The organism is Thermaerobacter composti, assembly GCF_033582035.1.
GTDB lineage: Bacteria > Bacillota > Sulfobacillia > Thermaerobacterales > Thermaerobacteraceae > Thermaerobacter > Thermaerobacter composti.
On record NZ_CP132508.1, the window covers coordinates 767,689 to 788,989 of the forward strand.

Here is a 21,301-nt window from a genome sequence, read left to right on the forward strand (position 1 = left end):
TCCGGTCGGCCGGGCAGCGGCGCTGCGCCGCCGGTGCCGCCGGAAGCGGCCACCCTTGCCGCCGGTCCCCCGGGTGTGCAACGAATGGAGAAGGTTTGGCCAATGGGCCGCCCTGCGGACCGTAACCCTATGGCCAGGGAGGATGGATCCATGCCCGAGAAGATCGCCGTCATCGGCCTCGGGTACGTCGGCCTGCCCACCGCGCTGCTCTTCGCCGGCGCTGGCGTCGACGTGCTGGGGGTCGACATCAACCCCGAGCTGGTGGCGGCCCTGGAAGCCGGCCAGTGCCCCGTGGAGGAACCCGGCCTGCCCGAGCTGCTCCGCCAGGTCCTGGCCTCGGGCCGGTTCCGGGTGACCCAGCGGCTGGAGAGCCGGGACGTGTACATCCTCACCGTGCCCACCCCCCTGGACCGGGAGACGGGGGGCGCCGACCTCTCGGCGGTGCGCCGCGCGGCGGAGATGGTCGCAGCGGTGGCCCGGCCCGGGCAGATGGTGATCCTGGAGTCCACGGTCCCGCCGGGGACGCTGCAGCGGCTGGTTCGTCCCATCATCGAGGCCCGGGTGCCCGGCCTCGACTACGTGTTCTCGCCCGAGCGGGTGCTGCCCGGGCGCATCCTGATCGAGCTGCCCAGCAACCCGCGGCTGATCGGCGCCGACTCGCCCCGCGCCGCCGAGCGTGCTCGGGCCCTGTACGCCACCTTCGTGCGGGGCGAGATCCGCGTCACCGACCCCACCACCGCCGAGCTGGTCAAGCTCATGGAGAACACCTACCGCGACGTCAACATCGCGCTGGCCAACGAGTTCGCCCTCGCCGCCGAACGCCTGGGGGTCGACGTCTGGGAGGCCATCGAGCTGGCGAACCTCCACCCGCGGGTCAACGTCCACCGGCCGGGACCCGGGGTGGGAGGCCACTGCATCCCCGTGGACCCCTGGTTCATCGTCGAGCGGGCGCCCCTGGAGACCGCCCTGATCCGGCAGGCCCGCACCACCAACGACCGCATGCCCGTCGTCGTGGCGGAGCGCATCGAGCAGCTGACCCTGGGGCGCGGCTTCGGCGTCGGTGCCCGTGCCGACGTGGCTCTTCCCGGGTCCGGCGCGGCGCCGGGCGACGCGACGCCGGGTGACGCGGCGACGGTGCCTGGGAACGGGGCCGGGAGGGGCGCGGTCGGCGGGATGCGGCCAGCGGAGGGCGGGGTGGCGGCCGGTGCCGGCATGGCCGCGGGTTCCGGCGCCCTGGGTGAGGCCGCATCCGCGGGGGTCCCGGCGGAGGAGGCCGGCGCGGGGACCGGACGCCCGGGGGGCAGGGCGCCCAAGGTGGGCCTGCTCGGCCTGGCCTACAAGGGCAACTCGGACGACAGCCGCGAATCGCCGGCGTACGTGCTGGCGAGGATCCTCCAGAGCCGCGGCTTCGAGGTGGCGGCCTACGACCCCCTGGTGCGGCGGGGCGCGCTGCCCAACGCCACGCTGGAGGAGACCGCCCGCGGTGCCCACTGCCTGGTGCTGGTCACCGACCACGACCGCTTCCGCGAGATCGACCCCGCGGCGCTGCGCCAGCTGGTGGCCCAGCCCGTGCTGCTCGACACCCGCAACCACCTGGACCACGCCCGCTGGCGGGCGGCAGGGTTCGAGGTGCACGTGCTGGGGGACGGCAAGGGCCGCCGCGGTGCGCAGTCGCCCGGCGGGCCGACCGCGGTGGCGCTGGATGCCCCGGGGGTGCGGGTCGACCCGTGAAGGTGCGCCGGGGACTGGCCGCGTCCGCTAGGGCGGCCGGGGCCGTGTATCGGGACGAACCGGCTGCCGGCGCGGGTGCGCCCGTGCCCGGCGGGGGGCCCGCGGCCGGTGGCGCTGGGGCCGCGGCCAACGGGCCGGAGCGCGCCCCTGGTCCCGGCCGCCGCGGCGACCTCGGCCGAAGCGGCGACGCCGGAGGCAGGGGCGGCCGCTCTCCCGATGCCGGCGACCGGGGGCACGGCCGTTCCGTCGAGGACCCGCCCCGGGATGCGGGCGGGCCGGCCGCCCCTCCCTGCGACGGCAGAGACGCGGCCGACCGCTCCCGTGATGCGGGCCGGCAGGCCGGCCCTCGCGACGGTGGCGGGGGGGCCCTCCACCCCACCGGCCAGGCCGATCCGACGTCGGACGGGGGAGGCGAGGCCGACCCTCCGCGTGATGCCGCCAACCCCCGTCGTGCCGGCGGTGGATCCGGCCACGCCCGCGGCGCGGGCGGGGCCGACCACCGCCGCGACGGCGGCCGGATACCCGATGGCCCCCGGGAAGCCGGCCATCCGGGCGATGCCGGCCACCGGGCCGGCCGCCTCCGCGACGCCGAGCCCGGCCGCCCCCGCGAGGGCGACCGCGGGCCCGACCGCGTCCGCGACGCCGAGCGCGAGCCCGACCGTCCCCGAGAGGCCGGCCGCGGGCCCGACTGCCCCCGTGGGGCCGGCCGGGAGCCCGACCGCCTCCGCGACGCCGGCAGCGGGTCCGACCACCCCGGCGCCCCGGAGGGCCCCGGCGCCGGCGGCTCCGGTCCCCGGCGAGCCCCGTTGCGCGTGCTGGTCATGACCAACATGTACCCCAACCGCGAGGAGCCGTCCTTCGGCCTGTTCGTCCAGGGGCAGGTCGAGGCGCTGCGGGCGGCAGGGGTGCAGGTGGACGTCCTGGCCATGCCGCGGCGCGGCCGCGGCTGGCGCGGCCGCCTGGCCTACGCCGGATGGGCGCTGCGGGGGCTTGGGCGGCTCCTGCGCCGGTATGACGCCGTCCACGCCCACTACGCCGTGCCCAGCGGCGTGATCGGCCTCTGGTTCCGGCGCCTGGCCGGGCGGCCGCTGGTGGTCACGGTCCACGGCTCCGACGTCCTGGTCCTGCCCGACCGCTTTCCACGCCTGGCGCCCGTGTTGCGCCGGGTGCTCCACGGCGCCGACCACGTCATCGCCGTGTCCCGGTTCCTCCGCGACCGCATCGTCGACCGCTTCGGCGTCCCGCCCGAGCGGATCACCGTGCAGAGCGCCGGCATCGACACGCGGGTCTTCCGGCCCGGGGCGCCGGGGGCGGAGGCGGTGCGGGCGCGGTATGGCGGCCAGCCGCTGGTGGTGTTCGCGGGCAACCTGATCCGGCAGAAGGGCGTGGACATCCTGGTGCGGGCGTTCGCCCGGGTGCGGGAGCGTCTCGGTTCCGGACACCTGGTGCTCGTCGGGCCAAGCGTCGACGAAGCCTACCAGGACCTTCTGCGAGCACGCGTCGCAAGCCTGGGCCTGGACGGTCACGTCACCTTCGCCGGACCCCGCCCGCCGGCCGAGGTGGCGGCCTTCATGGCGGCCGCCGACGTCTTCGTGCTCCCCTCGCTGGAGGAGGGCCTGGGGCTGGTGGTGCTGGAGGCTCTGGCATGCGGCGTGCCGGTGGTCGGCAGCCGGGTGGGCGGCATCCCGGAGATCGTCCAGGACGGCGACTACGGGCTGCTGGTGCCACCGGGTGACGTGAACGCCCTGGCCGGTGCGATCCGGCGCGTCCTCGAGGACGCATCCTTCCGACAGCGAGCCCGGCTGTACGGCCCCCGGGTGGCGGCCGGTCACGACCGGCGCCGGCGTGCGGCGGAACTGGTGGTCCTCTATCGGTCATTGCAAACGGGTGCGGAGGGGACCCGCCGATCCGGCGATGCCGCCGCACGCCACCGCCCCAAGGGCGACTGACGGGCCACCGCCGTCGCGTGGGAGGGAGAGGCGCTGCGCATCGAGCTTCTGGGCTTGCCCCTCGACGCCCTGACCTTCGACGAAACCGTCCGATGCATCGTCCGACGGGTGGAGCGCGGGGAGCCCACCGTGCAAGTGTCGATGAACGCGGCCAAGTACGTCCGGGCTGCCGAGAACCCGGCACTGCGTTCCTTCATCCGGCGGGCCGACATCGTGAGCCCCGACGGGGCCGGTCCCTTGCTGGCCGCCCGGCGCCTGGGGCTGCACGTCCCCGAACGGGTGCCCGGCGTCGACCTGATGATGGCGCTCCTGGCCGTCGCCGCGACCCGGGGGTGGTCCGTGTTCCTCCTTGGGGCACGCCCCGAGGTGGTGGAACGGGCCGTCACTCAAGCCCGACGCCGCTGGCCCGGCCTCGCGGTCGCCGGGTATCACCACGGCTACTTCCGCGAAGGGGAAGAGGAGAGCGCGGTGGTGGAACGGGTCCGTGCCAGCGGCGCCCGGATGCTGTTCGTCGCCCTGGGGACCCCGCGGCAGGAGCTGTTCCTGGACCGGTGGTTCGCGCACCTGGGCGTGACCTATGCCCAGGGGGTCGGCGGCGGCTTCGACGTTTTGGCAGGGGTTGCGCGCCGGGCGCCGACATGGGTCCAGCGGGCCGGACTCGAAGGCGTCTATCGGCTGCTCCTGGAGCCCCGCAAGCGCTGGCGCCGGGTGATCGTGGACAATGCCCGTTTCCTGGCGATGGTTTGGCGCGTAGCGCATAATTCGTCCGCTTGATAGATCGCTCGGAGACTACCTTGCCTTGCTAATTGCCCCGCATAATCGCTCCTGGAAGCCGAACCCTACTAAACTGGTGGCAAGTTCCGTCCGAGTATATAATCCAGAAGCGGAGTGAGTTCCCAGCCCCGATAATGTCCAGACATTAATCTACAGGGGTCGGGAGGAGACACTGGCGGGGAGACGAACAGCCTGTCAGTGTGACTCCAGGATGGCGAGCTGGAGAGGATACGGGAAATGGAAATGTGGACGCGGACTGTGTTGCACCACGCGCGACGGTTGTGGCAACGACCGGTAGCAGGGTTCGTAGCAGTCTTGGTGTTCGTCTTCGGATTGTGGGCCCCTGCCTGGGAGTGGACCGTGGCCTACGCCGGCACCACGCCGAAGCGCGCCCTGGTAACGGCCAGTACGCTTAACGTGCGTAGCGGCCCTGGGACCAACCACCCGTTGGTAGGCAAGCTGACGGAAGGGGCGGACGTGACGATCACTGGGCGTAGCGGCGAGTGGTTCCGTGTTGCCGGGTCCGGGGGGGTGAGCGGCTGGGTCGATGGGAAGTACCTGACGGCCCGGCTGGACGGAGTTCGGGTTGTGGTCGACCCCGGCCATGGAGGCCACGATGGCGGTGCCTATGCCAACGGGCTCGTTGAACGGGAGGTCAACCTTGATATCGCCCGCTACCTCAGGGAGATCCTGCGCGCCCGTGGCGCAGAGGTGAGAATGACCCGCGAGACATGGGCCAAGAACCCCCCTCATTATTCATCAAATCCCAACGACCCGACTACGCGGACGGGCATGGCTAACAGATGGCCAGCGGACATGCTCCTCAGCGTGCACAATAATTCCAGCCCGAATACCACCGCACGAGGATTTCTGACGATCTGGGGAAATGCCCCGCAATCCCGGGAACTAGCCCAGGTCATCCACGATCGGGTGCTATATTGGACTGCCATGCGTCAGGGTTTCGACCATAAGTCCTTCGGGCGCGGTGTCTACCGAGACACCGAGATTCGCGGTACGACCTTGGCCATCACCAACCGCTCGAAGGTGCCCGCAACAATCATCGAGGTTGCCTTTTTGACCAATAGAGACGACGCAGCCCTGCTGAAGAATGACACCTTCCTACGGGTGGCTGCCAAGGGTATCGCTGACGGTGCCGGGGCCTTTATCCTGCAAAGAGTTCCGGAAGGGGACTTAATGTCCGGTGGACAAAATGCCGGCGGTGACGGCGGTCACGGCGGGTATGACGGTTCCACCCGACGTGATAACGCGGATCGGCGGCCTTTTTACGATTTGATGGGTCCCTTGGCCGCCGAGGTCGTACAAGCTTATGAAGCCGGTTTGGTAGCAGGCTATGGTGATGGTACCTTTCGGCCTCAGAACGCCGTAAGCCGCGCGGAGCTCGTTGCCATGCTGGTTCGCGCCGTAGAAAAGGGGAGAGGCCAAGTGCCTGCCCCAGTGAAATTGCCTGTATTCTTTGAAGATGTCAGTAAAGGCCAATGGTTTGCCGAGTCAGTTTATAAGGCTGCACGGGCTGGCTATATCCGGGGTTATCCTGACGGTACGTTCCGCCCGACTCATTCCATTCGCAGGGAAGAAGTGGCGGCCGTACTCCGACAAGTGCTCGGCCTGGCGGATGCTCCAGAGCCCTTCAAAGATGTGCCGGACAAGAACATATTCGCCGGGTGCATCGGGGCTGTTCGCAAAGCCGGGCTCATGATTGGTTATGCGAAGGACGTGTTCGGATTCGGTAAGGCTATCAGCCGCGCCGAAGCGGCGGCCGTCGCTTTCCGCCTGTATAGTCGCATCCGGAACGGGAGTTGAGATAGGCCGAGGGCGCACGATTCTGTGGGCATCGTTTCGTAGCCTCTCCCGGGCGACATCGTGCATGTTCATGTACCTGGCGGCGCATTGATCGTAGGAGGTAGGTAGTGGTATGCGTGTACGCAGGGCGTGGCTGGGCACTTTTGCGCTGGTGTTATGCGTGACGTTAACGGTTGGTGTGGGGGGCGCGATGCAAGCGACGTCCGGAGGAAGTAAGATTCGTACTTCTGAGCCAATGATTGTCGAGGTCAATGGGTTGTTCAGGGACGAGAACGGTCGGTGGACCCTCGATCGTCGCGAAGGGGTAATGCGTATCGAGTTGCCTCACGAGGGTGCTGTATTGAAAGTCACGGTACCGGCACATGGACCGCAGCTCCTTGTATCCGATGACTACCGTTTGGTTGTCGAGGACGTTGCCCGTGACGGGATTAGGTATGCTATCCACGCGCTCGCGGCAGGGTATCCCAGCATGACGAACGGCACCGTCCAAACAGGGCAGCATGTCGTTACGTTGACCGTGATTGGAGTGCAAGGTGAGACGACACATCCCTATATCACCGATCTACGGATCGATGACCGCTCCGGTCAGCCGGCCTGGACCGGGGGTTTCAACCTGCAGTCAACAGGGACATCATCACCAGTTCTTGTTATTCCGGGTGGTGGTTGGGGTCACCGCGTCGGGATGTCCCAATATGGGGCACAGGGGCTCGCTCTTCTAGGCGTAAGATACGATCAGATCCTTGCCCACTACTATCCAGGAACCAAGATTGAGAAGAGGTATGATGATGCCAAGCAACAGGTGGAGGTGGATCTGGCCAACGGCGGGAGGGTGGCCGAACCACGCAATGATTGGGTAATACAGCTCGTTAAGGCTTCACAAATGTCCGGTAACGCAGGGGGTACCCCGATCACGCTTCCTGACGGTGTGTACAGAATTGCTTTCAACAGCAAGGATGGTAAATTCATAATTACGGATCTCGGGGGATCAGGGGCTACCCGGGCGGTCCCTGGGTCTGAGTTGGTGGTGCAAACCCCTGCGGACGCGTATGTCGGCGTTTGGTACAAGAAGCAATACCGTAATGGTAGCGAACCGGATTACAAGTACGAGGGGAGAATGGTGTTCCGTAAGACGGATGACAACAAGTTGACAGCCCATAACCAACTTCCCCTTGGCCGCTATTTGATGGGGGTGGTTCCTTACGAAATGCCGGCGTCTTGGGCGGCCCATGCACTGATGGCCCAAACCATTGCGGCCCGTACTTTCGCCGCCCTCCACAATTTCGGCGTAAAGACTGCCACGAAGGACAACGTCCTAGTCGATTCAACGTTCGCACAGGTCTACAACGGTAAGTATGAGAATGCAAAGTACGCGGAAAAGATTGCGAAGGTCATCGGGGACACCAAGGGCCAGGTCTTAATGGCAGGCGGATTGCCGGCATCTGCGGTTTACAGTTCATCTAATGGTGGTTGGATTGAGTCTAATGTGGCGGGATTTGGTTCATCAAATGAAGAGTCTTATCTGACGGGTAGGCCGGACATTTTTAGGCTGTCAGTGGAGGGCAAGGTCATCCCGATCATCCCAGAGAACTATATGGTCGGCGAAAAGAAGTTTTCTGCCACGAACCACCGCTGGTACGATACTGCTTGGAGTGTCACCGCCATTCGGAAGAAGTGGCCACAAATCGGCTCCTTCCGATCAATCCATGTTCTTGAGCGGAGCGCAGGCAAGGGTGTACGGAGCATCCGGATCGACGGGTCGACGGGCTGCGTTGTCATTATGGATCATGGTGGCTCTCCTCCCACAGGATCCGAGAGGTGCGACAAAGTGACATATACAAGTATTAGATCGGCGGCTGGTTTAGGTCTTAAGTCGACCTTGATTTATGGACGTCGCCTGCGAGTGCCGGACTTGGCTGATATCGAAGGGCATTGGGCCGAGGAATCCATCCGCTTACTGGCGGGTGCCGGGGTCATCGAGGGATACCGAGATGGAACGTTCCGGCCTGATCGGTCGCTCACGCGGGCAGAATTCGTTACCCTGGTCAATGAGGCTGGGGGACTTGCACCCGCGAAGTACAGCGGTACATTCAAGGACGTCCGTACGGACGACTGGTACGCAGGACAAGTGGCTGCAGCGGTGAAAGCCGGGTACATTAAGGGATACCCTGATGGCACCTTCAAGCCAGATCGTAAGATTACACGTAATGAGATGGCGGTCGCACTTGCCAAGGCCATGCAATTGCCGGCGGGTGGAAGTTTAACCTTCAAGGATCGTGACGCAATTCCCGCGTGGGCGAGATCGAGCGTCGCGGCGGCGGTGGCCGCTGGATACTTGAGCGGCTATCCGGACGGTACTTTCCGCGGTAATCATAGTGCAACGCGAGCGGAAATGGCGACGATCGTGGATCGTGCATGGAATCGTCTGTGGGTGTTCTTGAACTGAGGTCTCGCTGAGGCTGTAAGGGGTGGGCTCCGTGGCATGGCGTTCCCGTGCCCTTCGGCGTGCGGTTGCGGTGTGCCTTGCACTTGCTGTAGCGGTGGTAGGATGGCCGCCAGGCCCAGTGGCCGCCGGGGGTGAAGATGCGGCAAACACAGGGTCGAGGTCGACGGAGTACTTGGCAGCCGCCAAATGGGCGAACCGTGCGTTGGAGAAACTGCGGCAGCGTGTCCGGAAACACCAGGCCTCTCTCTCCAATGTTACTCGCGACGCCGTTGGGGTTGATGTCGCGGAAGCCACCGTGCGTGAGGGATTGTCTGGTCACGGGCTCATCTTACGATTCCGCTCACCTTCGGCCTACGCCAAGGCCCGTCGTGCCCTGCTGGATCCCGATGTTTCGCGGTTGGTACGCATCGACCGGGAAGTGCCCGAGCTACAGATGCTGGTGGTCGAGGGGGATTCCGAACGGGCACGTGAGATCACCGGCATCATAAGATCGATACACGGTTTGACGGCGATAGTTCCCAACCTGGTCATGCGCCTGCAAGGTTCCCTGGTAAATGATCCGCGGTATATCCATCAGTGGTACCTCCCTGCAGTAAAGATACCTGGTGCGTGGTCCTTGGGCCCACGTATGGGCGAAGGCGTGGTCATCGGCATTGTGGACACCGGAGTGGACAGGGCACACGAAGATCTTGCGGGGAACGTGCGCCCTGGTTATGATGTTCTCTCGGGCTCACAGGACACCACGGACTTCGATGGCCATGGCACCATGGTGGCGGGAATCGCCGCGGCAGTCACGGGAAACAGCCGTGGAATTGCTGGGGTGGCCGGTAGGGCTTCCGTGCTACCCATCCGGGTGACGAAAACCGATGCAATCGAAGTAGCCACAGGGATAGCGGGCATTTTAGAAGCGGCGAAGCGGGGTGCGCGAGTCATTAACCTTAGTTGGGGTAGTTCAGATCCGTTGCCGGAGGATATTGAGTATCTTTGCTGTAGTGGTGGCGGCGGCCGGCAATGAGGAACTACCCTGGCTCAGCACCCCTGCGAACATTCCTGGCGTCATCGCTGTAGCCGCGATAGACCGCACTGGCCGACGAGCCTCCTTCAGCAACTATAGCGAACAGCCGTTGGTAGAACCTTTCCTGACGGCACCAGGGGTTGACGTCCTGACAACCGTTCCCACCACCGTTGATGAAGGCGGATACATGGAGGGAAGCGGTACGTCCTTCTCCGCGCCGATCGTTTCGGGAGTAGCTGCCCTAGTGCGAAGTATGTACCCCGACTATACGGCGTGGCAGATAATCTACATGCTCCTGGCAACGGCTGACGATCGGGGCGACCCCGGGCCCGACAAAGAGTTCGGTATCGGTGTGGTAAACGCCCAGCGGGCTGTCGATCCGAACATCCACCTGGCGCTGCTCGACGCCTACGAGGGCAATGACCGGCCGGAGTTTGCCAAGAGGTTCCCCTTGGGACGGTGTGTCGAGGCACGGGTGAATCCTGTTGAGGATCTGGACTGGTATCGCTGGCAACTTTACTTCAAGGCGCCTATACAAGTCAGTTATTCCTTGCCGTCCGATTTGCGAGCGCAGGTGCGCGTTGAGAAGGCCAGTGGTTCCGGTGGTCCAGTTCTTCAGCTCGATCCATCTCGGAAGGCGTTGACCCGTGAATTGCCTCCTGGCCAATACCGAATCCTGGTGCAGGGGGCGGATCCAGAACAGGCTTCTCTTGGGCTCTATCGCCTTTGCGCCAAGGTGGTCGTGAAGTTGACGGATATCTCTCGTCACTGGGCGAAGGACAGCATTCAAGCTCTGGCAGATGCGGGTGTCGTCAGGGGCTACCCCGGTGGGAAGTTCCTGCCGGACCAGTCGATGACGCGTGCCGAGTTCGTGACGCTGGTCAGCCAGGCTGCTGGCCTACAACCCTTGTCATATACGGTTGGCTTTCGGGACGTGAAGAAGGGTGATTGGTTTTCCGGTCACGTGGCTGCGGCCGCGAAGGCCGGGTATATAAAGGGCTACAAGGACGGGACGTTCCGGCCGAATCAACCCATCACCAGGAACGAAATGAGCGTCGTGCTGGCAAAGGTACTGAAGCTGTCCCTCGGTGGTTCCCTGCCCTTTAAGGACAAGAAGCAGATTCCGAGTTGGGCGGCACCGAGCGTAGCTGCATTGGTGCAGAAGGGCTATGTTTCCGGATATCCGGACAAGACGTTCCGGGGGTCTGGAAAGGCTACGCGGGCCGAAATCGCGACCGTGGTAAATCGCGCATGCTTGCGTGACCAGGTGTGCGTCGAGAACTGAAAGCGGGTGGGGTGGCGATCTTGTCCCGTTCCATCGTCGTGTCTGGGTACTACGGCTTTGGAAACGCAGGGGACGAGGCCATCCTCGCGGCGCTCATTCGATCCTTGGAGACGACGGGTACCTCCCTGGTGCCCGTTGTTTTGTCGGCGACTCCGGCGGACACGTCTCGCCAGCATGGGGTAGCAAGCATCTTTCGGTACGATCTGCCGGCTATTGCCCGCGTGTTGCGCGCCTGCTCTGGCTTCATCAGCGGTGGTGGAACCTTGCTCCAGGACGCTACCGGCCCCCGGAGCGTTCTCTATTATCTGGGGCTCCTGCGCTGGGCCCAGCGGTGGGGGAAGCCCACGTTCGTGTATGCGCAGGGGGTTGGCCCAGTACGCAGCAGCCTATACCGGGTGTGGATGCGACGGGTGCTGCGGCGGGCGACCTACGTCTCGGTTCGTGATAGAAGATCCGCGGCACTGCTGAAAGCGCTCGGGGTACCAGCTTCGCTGATCGATGTTGTTGCCGATCCGGTGCTACTGCTGGAACCTGCGCCGACCGATCGGGCCGAGCTGATCTTGCATGAAGAGGGCCTACGAACCGATGCGGCTCCGATCATCATAGCTCCGCGGCCAACAGCAGGTCAGGAGCAGCTGATAGCCCAGCTGGCAGCGGGGGCTGACCGGTTGGTTGAAGAAGGGTACGCCATCTGGCTGCTGCCGATGCAGCCGGCGGTGGATACCGCCGTATGCTACCGGATCCGGGAGCGAATGCGTCATCCTGCCACGATTCTACGCGGCGACTACCGGCCCGAAGAGCTGCTGGCGCTGATGACGTACGCTAAGCTTGTCATAGGTATCCGCCTGCACGCGCTGATCATGGCTGTGAATGTAGGAGTACCCGTGGTGGGTCTCAGTTACGATCCCAAGGTTGACGGCTTCTTGGAAGAAGTGGGCAAGATCCCGCTTGCTCCGATCCAGGCCGTCTCAAAGGCTTGGCTTGTCCGTGAGGCACTCTCCATCCTGAGAAATTGGGATAACCATCGTCGTTGGATCGAGACAAGGCGGGATCACCTTCGCAAACGTGCCTTGCGGCCAGCCCAGGTCATAGCCGCATACTTGGGTTGAACCAACCAAGCGGTCGCTAAGCGGAAGCCGGAGCACTGTAGCGGTCGCCGATACTGGGCAAAGACTTGGGGCGACCGGGAAAGTGGCCTCGTAACCTTCCAGGGAAGTGACTGCATTGTCAGGCAAGCATGTCATACACAAACCTCGCGCCGGGGAAGGCCTTCTTTATGACCAACCGAAGGTAACCATTCTCGGGGTTCCTCTTTCTCGCTTAAACTTTGAGGAGTCTTTTATACGCATCGTGCAGCACGTCCGTAACCGCCGTGCAGGTCGGGCAGCAAGTTTGATGCATGTTGTCACCGCAAACGCTGAGATCGTTGTGGAAGCGCAGAACAACAGTCGGTTGATGAGCGTGCTCCAGCGTGCGGATCTGGTAACGCCTGATGGTATCGGGGTTGTTCTGGCGTCACGATTCATCGGCTTACCCATCCCGGAACGGGTAACCGGTTTTGACTTACTGGTGCGCCTGTTGAGCCAGGCAGAGAGGGAGAAGTGGAGGGTCTTTTTTCTTGGAGCCAGGCCGGATGTCATCCAGGCGGCAAGGACACGGGCACTTCGGCACTGGCCAGAGCTATCCGTGGCGGTTCACCATGGGTTTTTCGGGCCGGAGGACGACGAACGCATCGTGGCCATGATCAACGCGTACGGCCCAGACTTGCTATTTGTTGGCATGGGGTCTCCGCAGCAAGATCTCTGGATCGACCGATACCGGTCCCGCCTGCAAGTAGGCGTAGCCATGGGCGTAGGTGGCTGCTTTGACGTGCTGGCAGGACGGGTGAAGCGCGCTCCGCAGATTTGGCAACGGGTCGGTTTGGAGTGGCTATACCGCCTTATTCGACAGCCTTCACGCTGGCGGCGTGTAATGCGTTTGCCGCGGTTTGTGTTTGGAGTGTTGGTGGCCGGTCAGCGTCCCCTCCACGAACATATGGGAGTGGAGGGGGACGTGCATCAAGCGAGTCTAACGCCGCCCATGGCGAGTGGCCACAACAGCTTCCGGGAAGAACGGACAGTCAGGTCCGTAGCCCACGACGTATGAGATGGCAGGGGTGGATGTTCGCATGAGGAGCAAACGAGGCGTATATTCATTGCTCATTCTCACCGCGGTAGCATTCATTCTCCGCCTGGCGTTTGCGGCCTACGTCCAGCCGGTGCCCTATACAGACTTCAAAGATTATTGGGATATCGGGATTCGACTTGCTCACGGTGAAGGCTATGTCGGTTATGGTCGAGCGTACGTCCAACAAGGGGCGCCCAGCGCTTTTCGTCCTATTGGGTATCCGTTTCTGCTGAGTCTGGTCATCCGCTTGTTTGGCGAGAGCTGGTGGGTCGCGGTACTGTTTCAGATCGGCATGGGTACCGGCGTCGTATTGGCGACGTATTGGTTGACTACCCGGCTCTTTGGAAGGACGGCGGGCTGGATCGCCGGTGTATTGACCGCCCTGATGGCCGACCATGTCATGTGGAGTTCGGTCCTTGGGTCTGAGATCCCCTTTGCACTAGTTACCTTGCTCGGCGTAACGCTCTGGGTACCTAAGGTCCGGGGCGGAGCAGACAGACGGAGCCCCAATGCGGGCGAGCCCATGGTCCCCTCGGGGCAACGCCTTTTTCTAAGCGGCATGTTGCTAGGCTTAGCCACCCTGATCCGGCCCGTATTACTTCCCGTGGCGGGCCTCTATTTCACCTATGCATGCCTCTGCAATTGGGGGAGATTGCGTTCACAAGCCATTCTGCGCCGCGTTATCACCGGTACTTTGGTTCTCAGCCTGGGAATGATGCTGGTGATTGCACCCTGGACTGCGCGAAACTACCTGGTGTTGGGTGCGTTTGTGCCGGTGTCTACCAATGGTGGGGTCAACCTGTGGCAGGGAAACAATCCGCATGCGAATGGGGAGTACTACTGGAGCTGGGATCCGACTGTCAATCCCTTGCTGACGGCAAAGACCGAAGTGGAACGTGACCGGCTCGGCCGGCGACTCGCCCTGGCGTGGATCCTGGACAACCCGGATGCGTTTCTGCGACTTGGCCTTAAGAAGTGGTGGTACCTTTTCCGGTTGCACTCCGCCCCCTATTTCACGATCGGCCAAGCTGCTAGGCCATTGCCGCAGTGGTTTCGCGAAGCAGTATACTGGTGGATGTGGTCCGGTCTGTTCCTCGTGATGTCCCTTACTGCTGTTGGGGCGGCGGTGTGGATCGTGAGGTTTCGTTTCCACGACGGATCGCTGGGGCGCACGTCACTACCCATCCTATTCATCCTGTACATGCTTGCCATCCACTTCGTGTTCCCGGCCTGGGACCGCTTCCGGTTTCCATTTACGCCATTCATGCTGGCGTTGGCAGGGCTGGCAGGAAATTACATTGTTGAGAGCTTGCGAGCCGTGCGAAATCCTTCAGTGACCCATGCCATCGGGGTATGTGGCAGCCCGCCCCAGGGGTGAGGTCCCTTGTGCGAGAGGTGAGGTCCCTTGTGCGAGACCCGATCACTCCGTCTTGTTTATGAGCGACATTCTATTTCGTGCTTCGCGCCCCTTGCGCCCCATATCGATAGGCAGCAAGTTCTGATTACCGGGGGTGTGCGACCTGCCACTGGAACGTACATCACGTAGTCGCACCAACTGCGGCTTCCGGGCAGGAACCATGGCGATAATACGATTAAACTTGCTCGAACCCGCTGGGTGGAGAAACGAGGGGCGACAATGATCCCGATTCCTGGTGCACGGAAGCATCGACCGAGTCCTATCCGCCGCCTGCTGCGGGTCCTCTCCTGGGTGGCGGCGCTCGGCCTCCTTGGAACGGCCGTGGCGATTGCATACTTGTTCGGCTTTATCGGCACACCGGCCACCACGCTGAATGGCGGTGGCATCAAGCCGACAACCGGCAAGCTGGCCCCTTCGCACCGCATAAACATCTTACTCCTGGGCATCGATGCCCGCGAGCAAGGGGAGCAAACTCGGTCTGACACGATCATCCTGGTGTCCATCGATCCTCGTACGAAGGACGTGTCCATGCTCTCCATCCCACGCGACAGCCGCGTAAAGATCCCCGGCCGCGGCGTGGACAAGATCAACCACGCCCACGCCTACGGCGGCATTGAGCTAGCCATGCGCACCGTGGCCGATAACTTCGGCGTGCCGGTTCACCACTGGGCGCGTATCGACATGCCCGGTTTCCTGCGACTTGTCGATGTCCTGGGCCCAGTGACCGTTCATGTTCCTTATGACCTGCGCCTTCGCGACGGGCGCCATCTGGAGGCCGGCCCGCACCAGATGGACAGCAAGCTGGCGCTGGCCTATCTGCGTGAGCGTTATAACGACCGCAGCGGCGACTTCGGCCGCGCCGACCGCCAGCAACAGTTCCTGATCGATGTGGCCAGGCAGATGAAGTCCAACGTGTCCCTGCTGGACGTACCGAAGAGCCTGTCCATCGTAATCCGGTACGTGGAGACGGACATGGGGATTCGCGATGCGGTGGCCCTGGCCCGGTTGGCCTGGGGCACCGACCTTGAGGGCGTGAAGCGCGGCATGGTCAAGGGCCGCGGCGTGATGATCAAGGGCGTCTACTACTACGAGATCGACTGGGAGGAAACGGAGAAGGTCCTGGCCGACCTGGGCATCAAGCCCAAGGCAGACCACCAGGCGGCCACTGGCGCCAGTAAGTCCCGCTGAACTCATGAGCTCACCCGTAGAAACTCCAAGCCTGGCGTAGGAGCGGGAACCATAACGCAATAACAACCCTGGAACGCAAGGAGTGGACGCCGGTTGGCCGAAACGGGAAACCGAGTCCGGAGGGCGCGCATCGCGCTGGTCGCGATCATCGGCTTGGCCCTGGCCCTGCGCCTGGGCCTCGCCGCGTATCTTCGCCCCGTCCCCATTTCGGATTTCAAGGCCTACTGGAACATCGCCGTGGACTTGGCTCGCGGGGAGGGCTACGTGACCAAGGAGGGGGAGCCCAGCGCGTACCGGCCCATCGGCTATCCACTGCTGCTGAGCCTGGTGGTGCGGCTCTTCGGCGAGGACTGGTGGTACGCGATCGTCGTCCAAGCCCTGATGGGCACGGGCGTCGTCCTGGCGACCTACTGGTTGACCACGCGCCTGTTCGGTACCACCGCGGGCTTGGCGGCGGCCGCGCTCACGGCCATCATGCCCGATCACCTGCTGTGGAGCACGGTCCTCGACTCCGAGGTCCCCTTCATGGTGTGGATGTTGCTGGGCGTGGCCCTCTGGGTGCCGCCCCGAGGGGCGGCCGGGTTCGTCCCGTCCCTGGGGACCCTGGTGGTCAGCGGGGTGTTCCTGGGGCTCGCAGCGCTGACCCGCCCCGTGATGCTGCCCGCGGCGGGTGTGTTCTTCGTCTATGCGATGCTGTGCGCCCGGGACGGCTGGCGGTCGCTCGCCACGTGGCGCCGGGCGGTGACCGGCACCGCGGCGGTGGTCCTCGGCATGGCCCTGGTCGTCGCGCCCTGGACGGTGCGGAACTACGTGGCGCTGGGCGCCTTCGTCCCCGTCTCCACCAACGGGGGCGTCAACCTCTGGCAGGGGAACAATCCCGATGCCAATGGGGCGTTCTTCTGGCCGACCGATCCCGCCAGGAATCCCCTGTCGGGGGTGCGGGACGAGGTGGAGCGCGATCGGCTGGGCCGTCGCCTCGCGCTGCAGTGGATCCGGGAGAACCCGCTGGACTTCGCGCGGCTGGGCCTGACGAAGTGGCGGCACCTGCTGACCGACGTCCGTACCGCACCCAACTTCGCGATCCGCAAGGCGTCGCGGCCCGTGCCGTCGGTGGTGCGCCGGCACGTCTACACGGTGTTGCAGTGGGCGCTGAACATCCTCCTCGCCCTGACCGTGGCGGGGCTGCTGACGTGGCTGGGACGAGGCTGGAAACATCCGGCGGGGGAGCTGGCCCGGACGTCGCTCCCGGCGCTCTTCCTCCTGTACATGCTCGCCCTGCACTTCGTCTTCCCGGCGTGGGACCGCTTCCGTTTCCCCTTCACGCCCTTCATGCTGGCGCTGGCGGGCCTCGCCCTGGCGGCGCCCATCGAGGCGCTGCGATCCCGGAGGGACGTGCGCCGGGCCCCGGTCTAGTGGCCCGGCGCCGATCCCGACTGCGACCGCCGCACCGGTTCTGGCTGCGGCAGCCGGCTGGCGATCCGCGCCGCCGCCGCACGCTGGGCTCGGCCGGGTTGCGGGCGGCCGGCCCACGTCCAGCGGTTGTTCAGGGTGAAGTTCCACCACACCGCCGCGCCGCTGGCGATGAGGTTGGCCAGCAGGTAGTGGACCCCGCGGTGGATCAACTCCAGGATCCCTGCGCTGATGAGGACGCCCGTCGCCGAGACCACTAGGAACCGAGAGGCGCGGACGTGCAGACGGCCGCCGCGCGCGTCCCGCCACGTGAAGCGGTCGTTGAGGATGAAGTTGGACGTCATGGCGGCCAGTGCCGCCAGCGCCCCCGCCAGGGGCACGTAGAGATGGGCGAGGTTCACGAGCATCCAGTAGATGGTGAAGTTGACGACGACCCCCGACGCCCCCACCAGGCAGTAGAGCCAGAAGCGGCGATCCTCCGGCGAGGAGGCGACCAGCCGCACCAGGTGGACGAGGTACTCCCACTGCTCCCGCAGGCCCATCTTGGACTCGCCCGCCGCGCGCGCCTCGAAGGCGTAGGGGATCTCGACCACCCGCTCGTACCGGCCCTTGACCAGCACCTCAATGAGGATCTTCCACCCGATGGGGCTCAGCTCGACGCCCTCGACCACGCGACGGCGGACCAGGAAGAACCCGCTGGTCGGGTCGGTGACGGGACGAACGCGGCGCAGCAACGCCCGGGCCATCCAGCGGGCCGTCCACGACACCAGCTTGCGGGAGGGGCTGAGGCCGCCGTCGCTGCCACCCGGGACGAACCGGCTGGGGATGACGATGTCCGCACCCCGTTCGGCCTCGCGGACCAGGTCCATGAGCTTCTCCGGCGGGTGCTGGAGGTCGGCGTCCATCACCGCCAGCAGGTCGCCCCGGGCGATGCGGAAACCGGTCACCACCGCGGAACCCAGGCCCCGTTCGCCCTCCCGGTGGAGGAAGCGGACCTGCGGGTACTTCGCGGCGAGCCGGGCGAGGATTTGCGGCGTGTCGTCCCGGCTGTCGTCGACGAACACGATTTCGAAGGGAACGTGGACGGCGGCGGTGATCCGTTCCACCAGCTGCTCCACGTTGTCGCGCTCGTTGTAGGTCGGCACGACGATGCTCAGCATGTCCGCACCCACTTCGTCGTCGACATCCACGACCCGAGACCGCGGGCCGCGCCGGGTCGGGTCGCCTCCTGGCGTCGGTCCCGCGGCCTGCCGGCGCGCCGCCGTGGTCGCGGCAATCCGGGCCCCGGTACGAGGCCAGTATAGCGGAAATTCCCTGCGGTGCGGGTGGATGCAGGGTGGTGCGGCCCGTGCGCGCAGCGGGAGCCGGTTCGTCCTGTGGTGCACGACGGTGCGTCCCTTTCGGTGAGGAGAAGGGCGAAGAGCCTATAAGCGGCAGGGCGGCCGCATGTCGGCTCGCCGCCTTCGTGTTACCCTTGTCCCAGGTTCGCCGCGAGCAGTTGGCGGGGCATCGCCGGGTGACGGTGATCCCCAACTTCGTCGACGGCGACTGGCCGAGGCGCGCGCCCGACAGGACGGCCGCGCGGGCCACGCTGGGCCTTGCCGACGATGCCTTCGTCGTCCTGTGCCCACGACGCCTGACCCCGAAGAACGGTGTCGTCTACGCCTTGGAGGCGATGGACCTCGTGCGGAACGGCGAGGTGGAGTGGCCGGCGGACCGCCGCCCGCTGCTCGTGGTGGTGGGCACCGGCGAGCAGTGGCCGGCGGTGCAGGCCTTCGTGCGCCAGCGAGGGCTCGCGCCCTTCTGCCGGTTGGAAGGCGGCCGGCCGCACGAGGCGATGGCGGTCTACCTGAGGGCCGCGGACGCGGTGGTGATCCCTTCGGTCCACGCCGCCGGGGTGGAGGAGGCGACCTCCATCAGCGCCCTGGAGGCCATGGTCTTTGGCGTGCCGGTGGTCGCCTCAGCGGTGGGGGGCTTGAAGGAGATCATCCGGGACGGCGAGACGGGGTTGCTGGTGCCGCAGAAGCGCCCCGACGCCCTGGCTCGAGCGCTGGCCCGCCTGGCGGCCGAGCCGTCCCTGGCACGGCGTCTGGCCGAGGCGGCCCGGGCGTATGTGCTCGCCCACCATTCGCACCTGGCCGCAGCCGCTCGTTTTCTGCACATCTACGGCCAGGCGACGGCCCAGGTCGGTTGACGCGCACCGCGGCGCGGCGCGGGGCGGGTGTACGGCTTGATCCCCACATCTTGGTGGGCGACCGGCCCCTTCGCGGGAGAGGACTTTGTTGCAGAGGGACGAATCTTGTATGTTCGTGCGCTTCCTTTTGCTTGTCCCGTGCCGGAACGGCGTGCCCGGACCAACGTGCCGTCCCCGACGCGCGGGACCGGGCGACCGGGCCGCCGGTGTGGGGGCGGGGGACCCGTACCGGTCTCGCCGGGGGTCTGAGGCCCGTTTCGGCCTTGCCGGGCGTCCCGTGCACGGGTCCCGAAGCGGTGACGAGCCATGGGACCGCTGACCACCCGACAGGCGACGCCACAGAAGGAAATGGACCGTCTTGCGACAGCGCCTGGAGAGGATGCCCGAATGGTGACACACCCCGTCGCGGGCACCGGGGCCTGGCGTGGGTCCCGGACGACGGTTGCCTTGCTGCGCGGCTTGACCTTGGTCACGATCACGTACCTGGCCTTCCGGTTCGTCCTGGTGGACTATGTGTGGTCCCCCCTGCGCTGGATCAGCGATGTGCTGTCCCTCAGCCTGGGCGGGCTCGCGGTGCTGGCCCTGTGGAGGGATCCCGCTTGGCGGCGGGCGGTTTGGGCTTGCCGGCCTGGGCTTCGGAACGTGCTCCTCGGGTTGGCGGGGGCGATCGTCCTGGCCGTCGTCACGGTGCTCGCCTCGGGTCTTGCCAACGGACGCGGGCTCGTGGACATCGCCACCGGCATCCGGAGCCTCGTGCTGTGGTGCACGCTGCTGGCCGCCGTGGGACTCGTCGCGGCCTGGGAGTTGGCCTACGGACCGGGTCAGGCCCAGGGTGCCGGCCGACGCCCCTGGGCCTTGCGCGTGCTTTCTTGGGTCGTCGCCCTCGCCGTGTTCATGGCGCTGGTGGAAACCGCGGGCGTATTGCTCTTCGGGTGGTACGGCCCGGCGGAGTGGGTGGCGACCCTGACGGGATCCAACGCCGGGCGCGCCGTCGGACTGATGAAGAACCCCAACACCCTGGGATGTTTTCTGGTCCTGGGCCTGCTGCTGCTCTGGCCGCGATGGGTGGCGGCGGTGACCCGGCGGGTGCGGGATCGAGCCGTCTGGGCGTGGGCGGTCCTGCTGCTCATGGGGCTGGCGTTGACCTACTCGCGGCAGGGGTGGCTGGCCGTTGCCGCGGGTCTGCTGGCGGCCGGATGGGTGGCCCGCCGCCTCGTCCCGTGGCGCGTGACGGCGCTGTTGATGCTGGTTGTCGTCGTGGTCACCGTGCTGACCACGATGTTGCCGGTGCCGCTGTTCGCCTGGGGCGACGATGACGGGATCTCGCGGACCCGTCAGTTGCAGTTGCGGAGGATCTCCGAGACCTTCGACGAGGAGACCGTGGACAAGAGCCGTGCCACCGGGCGGCTGGCCATGGTGCGTTACGCGCTGGCCATGCTGCGCGACCACCCGGTGCTGGGCGTCGGGCCCGGCCGCGTTGGTGGGGCTGGGGCGCTGAATCCCGACCATGAACTCCAGGTCCGGTACGGGTTGCCCGACCATGCGTACGCGGACAACCAGTACGTGCGGACCGCCATGGAGCTCGGCACCCTCGGGCTGCTTGCGTTAGGCGCGATGATCCTCACGACCCTTGCCCTGGCGTACCGCACGGCACGCATCGATCCCCTGCAAGGTGCTGCGTTCACGGCGGTCGTGGTGGCGATGGTGAGCTTCGGGCTGGGTCAGAACGCGTGGGAGAACCAGCCCCTGGCCGCGGTCTACTGGCTGTCCTTGGGGGCGGCCTGGGCGCTGCAACTCCGGCAGGAACGATGAGACGGCGCCATGCGGCCGCACCCCGCCCCAGGCGGACGGGGGTCGGCAAGGCCGCTAGGATCCGGTCCGCTGTCTGGGGAAGAAGGCAGAGCAGGC

At 65.5% G+C, this 21,301-nt stretch carries 15 protein-coding genes; 14 read left to right on the forward strand and 1 reads right to left on the reverse strand.

Features of this window, described 5'->3' with window-relative positions:
* The first annotated feature begins 150 nt into the window (after positions 1 to 150).
* The 12 genes from Q5761_RS03050 (at position 151) to Q5761_RS03100 (ending at position 17,202) form a co-directional block, all read left to right on the forward strand.
* Positions 151 to 1,731, forward strand: a complete 1,581-nt coding sequence (locus Q5761_RS03050) for a nucleotide sugar dehydrogenase (protein WP_318751154.1) — start codon at positions 151 to 153, stop codon at positions 1,729 to 1,731.
* A gap of 821 nt (positions 1,732 to 2,552) precedes the next feature.
* Positions 2,553 to 3,680: a glycosyltransferase gene (locus Q5761_RS03055; protein ID WP_318751587.1), complete on the forward strand. Its 1,128-nt coding sequence runs from the start codon at positions 2,553 to 2,555 to the stop codon at positions 3,678 to 3,680.
* 54 nt (positions 3,681 to 3,734) lie between these two features.
* On the forward strand, positions 3,735 to 4,454 hold the full coding sequence (locus tag Q5761_RS03060; RefSeq protein WP_318751155.1) for a WecB/TagA/CpsF family glycosyltransferase: 720 nt from the start codon (positions 3,735 to 3,737) through the stop codon (positions 4,452 to 4,454).
* A 318-nt stretch (positions 4,455 to 4,772) separates the two neighbouring features.
* A complete protein-coding gene (locus Q5761_RS03065; RefSeq protein WP_318751588.1) occupies positions 4,773 to 6,275 on the forward strand; it encodes an N-acetylmuramoyl-L-alanine amidase in 1,503 nt (500 codons plus the stop codon).
* Between the two features lie 112 nt (positions 6,276 to 6,387).
* Positions 6,388 to 8,718, forward strand: a complete 2,331-nt coding sequence (locus Q5761_RS03070) for a SpoIID/LytB domain-containing protein (protein ID WP_318751156.1) — start codon at positions 6,388 to 6,390, stop codon at positions 8,716 to 8,718.
* 172 nt (positions 8,719 to 8,890) lie between these two features.
* Positions 8,891 to 9,733, forward strand: a complete 843-nt coding sequence (locus Q5761_RS03075) for a S8 family serine peptidase (protein WP_318751157.1) — start codon at positions 8,891 to 8,893, stop codon at positions 9,731 to 9,733.
* Positions 9,693 to 11,018, forward strand: coding sequence for a S8 family peptidase (locus tag Q5761_RS03080; protein ID WP_318751158.1), 1,326 nt, complete (start codon positions 9,693 to 9,695; stop codon positions 11,016 to 11,018). Before Q5761_RS03075 ends, Q5761_RS03080 begins: the two co-directional genes overlap by 41 nt.
* A gap of 38 nt (positions 11,019 to 11,056) precedes the next feature.
* Positions 11,057 to 12,127 (forward strand): polysaccharide pyruvyl transferase CsaB, encoded by a 1,071-nt coding sequence (gene csaB / locus Q5761_RS03085; protein ID WP_318751589.1) that lies wholly within the window; start codon positions 11,057 to 11,059, stop codon positions 12,125 to 12,127.
* A 346-nt stretch (positions 12,128 to 12,473) separates the two neighbouring features.
* Positions 12,474 to 13,163 (forward strand): WecB/TagA/CpsF family glycosyltransferase, encoded by a 690-nt coding sequence (locus Q5761_RS12355; RefSeq protein ID WP_413084588.1) that lies wholly within the window; start codon positions 12,474 to 12,476, stop codon positions 13,161 to 13,163.
* 10 nt (positions 13,164 to 13,173) lie between these two features.
* Positions 13,174 to 14,562, forward strand: a complete 1,389-nt coding sequence (locus Q5761_RS03090; RefSeq protein WP_318751159.1) for a glycosyltransferase family 39 protein — start codon at positions 13,174 to 13,176, stop codon at positions 14,560 to 14,562.
* A 258-nt stretch (positions 14,563 to 14,820) separates the two neighbouring features.
* Positions 14,821 to 15,789, forward strand: a complete 969-nt coding sequence (locus Q5761_RS03095; protein WP_318751160.1) for an LCP family protein — start codon at positions 14,821 to 14,823, stop codon at positions 15,787 to 15,789.
* 93 nt (positions 15,790 to 15,882) lie between these two features.
* Complete coding sequence (locus Q5761_RS03100) at positions 15,883 to 17,202, forward strand: ArnT family glycosyltransferase (RefSeq protein WP_318751161.1); 1,320 nt, start codon at positions 15,883 to 15,885, stop codon at positions 17,200 to 17,202.
* On the opposite strand, the gene Q5761_RS03105 is transcribed toward Q5761_RS03100, so the two are convergent.
* The gene (locus tag Q5761_RS03105) at positions 17,199 to 18,359 is read right to left on the reverse strand and encodes a glycosyltransferase family 2 protein (protein ID WP_318751162.1); all 1,161 of its coding nucleotides are present in this window, start codon (positions 18,357 to 18,359) and stop codon (positions 17,199 to 17,201) included. The two genes, Q5761_RS03100 and Q5761_RS03105, sit on opposite strands and share 4 nt — an antisense overlap.
* A gap of 305 nt (positions 18,360 to 18,664) precedes the next feature.
* Between Q5761_RS03105 and Q5761_RS03110 the strand changes: the two genes are divergently transcribed.
* A complete protein-coding gene (locus tag Q5761_RS03110) occupies positions 18,665 to 19,393 on the forward strand; it encodes a glycosyltransferase (RefSeq protein WP_318751163.1) in 729 nt (242 codons plus the stop codon).
* 447 nt (positions 19,394 to 19,840) lie between these two features.
* Positions 19,841 to 21,205 (forward strand): O-antigen ligase family protein, encoded by a 1,365-nt coding sequence (locus Q5761_RS03115; RefSeq protein ID WP_318751164.1) that lies wholly within the window; start codon positions 19,841 to 19,843, stop codon positions 21,203 to 21,205.
* Positions 21,206 to 21,301: the final 96 nt, after the last annotated feature.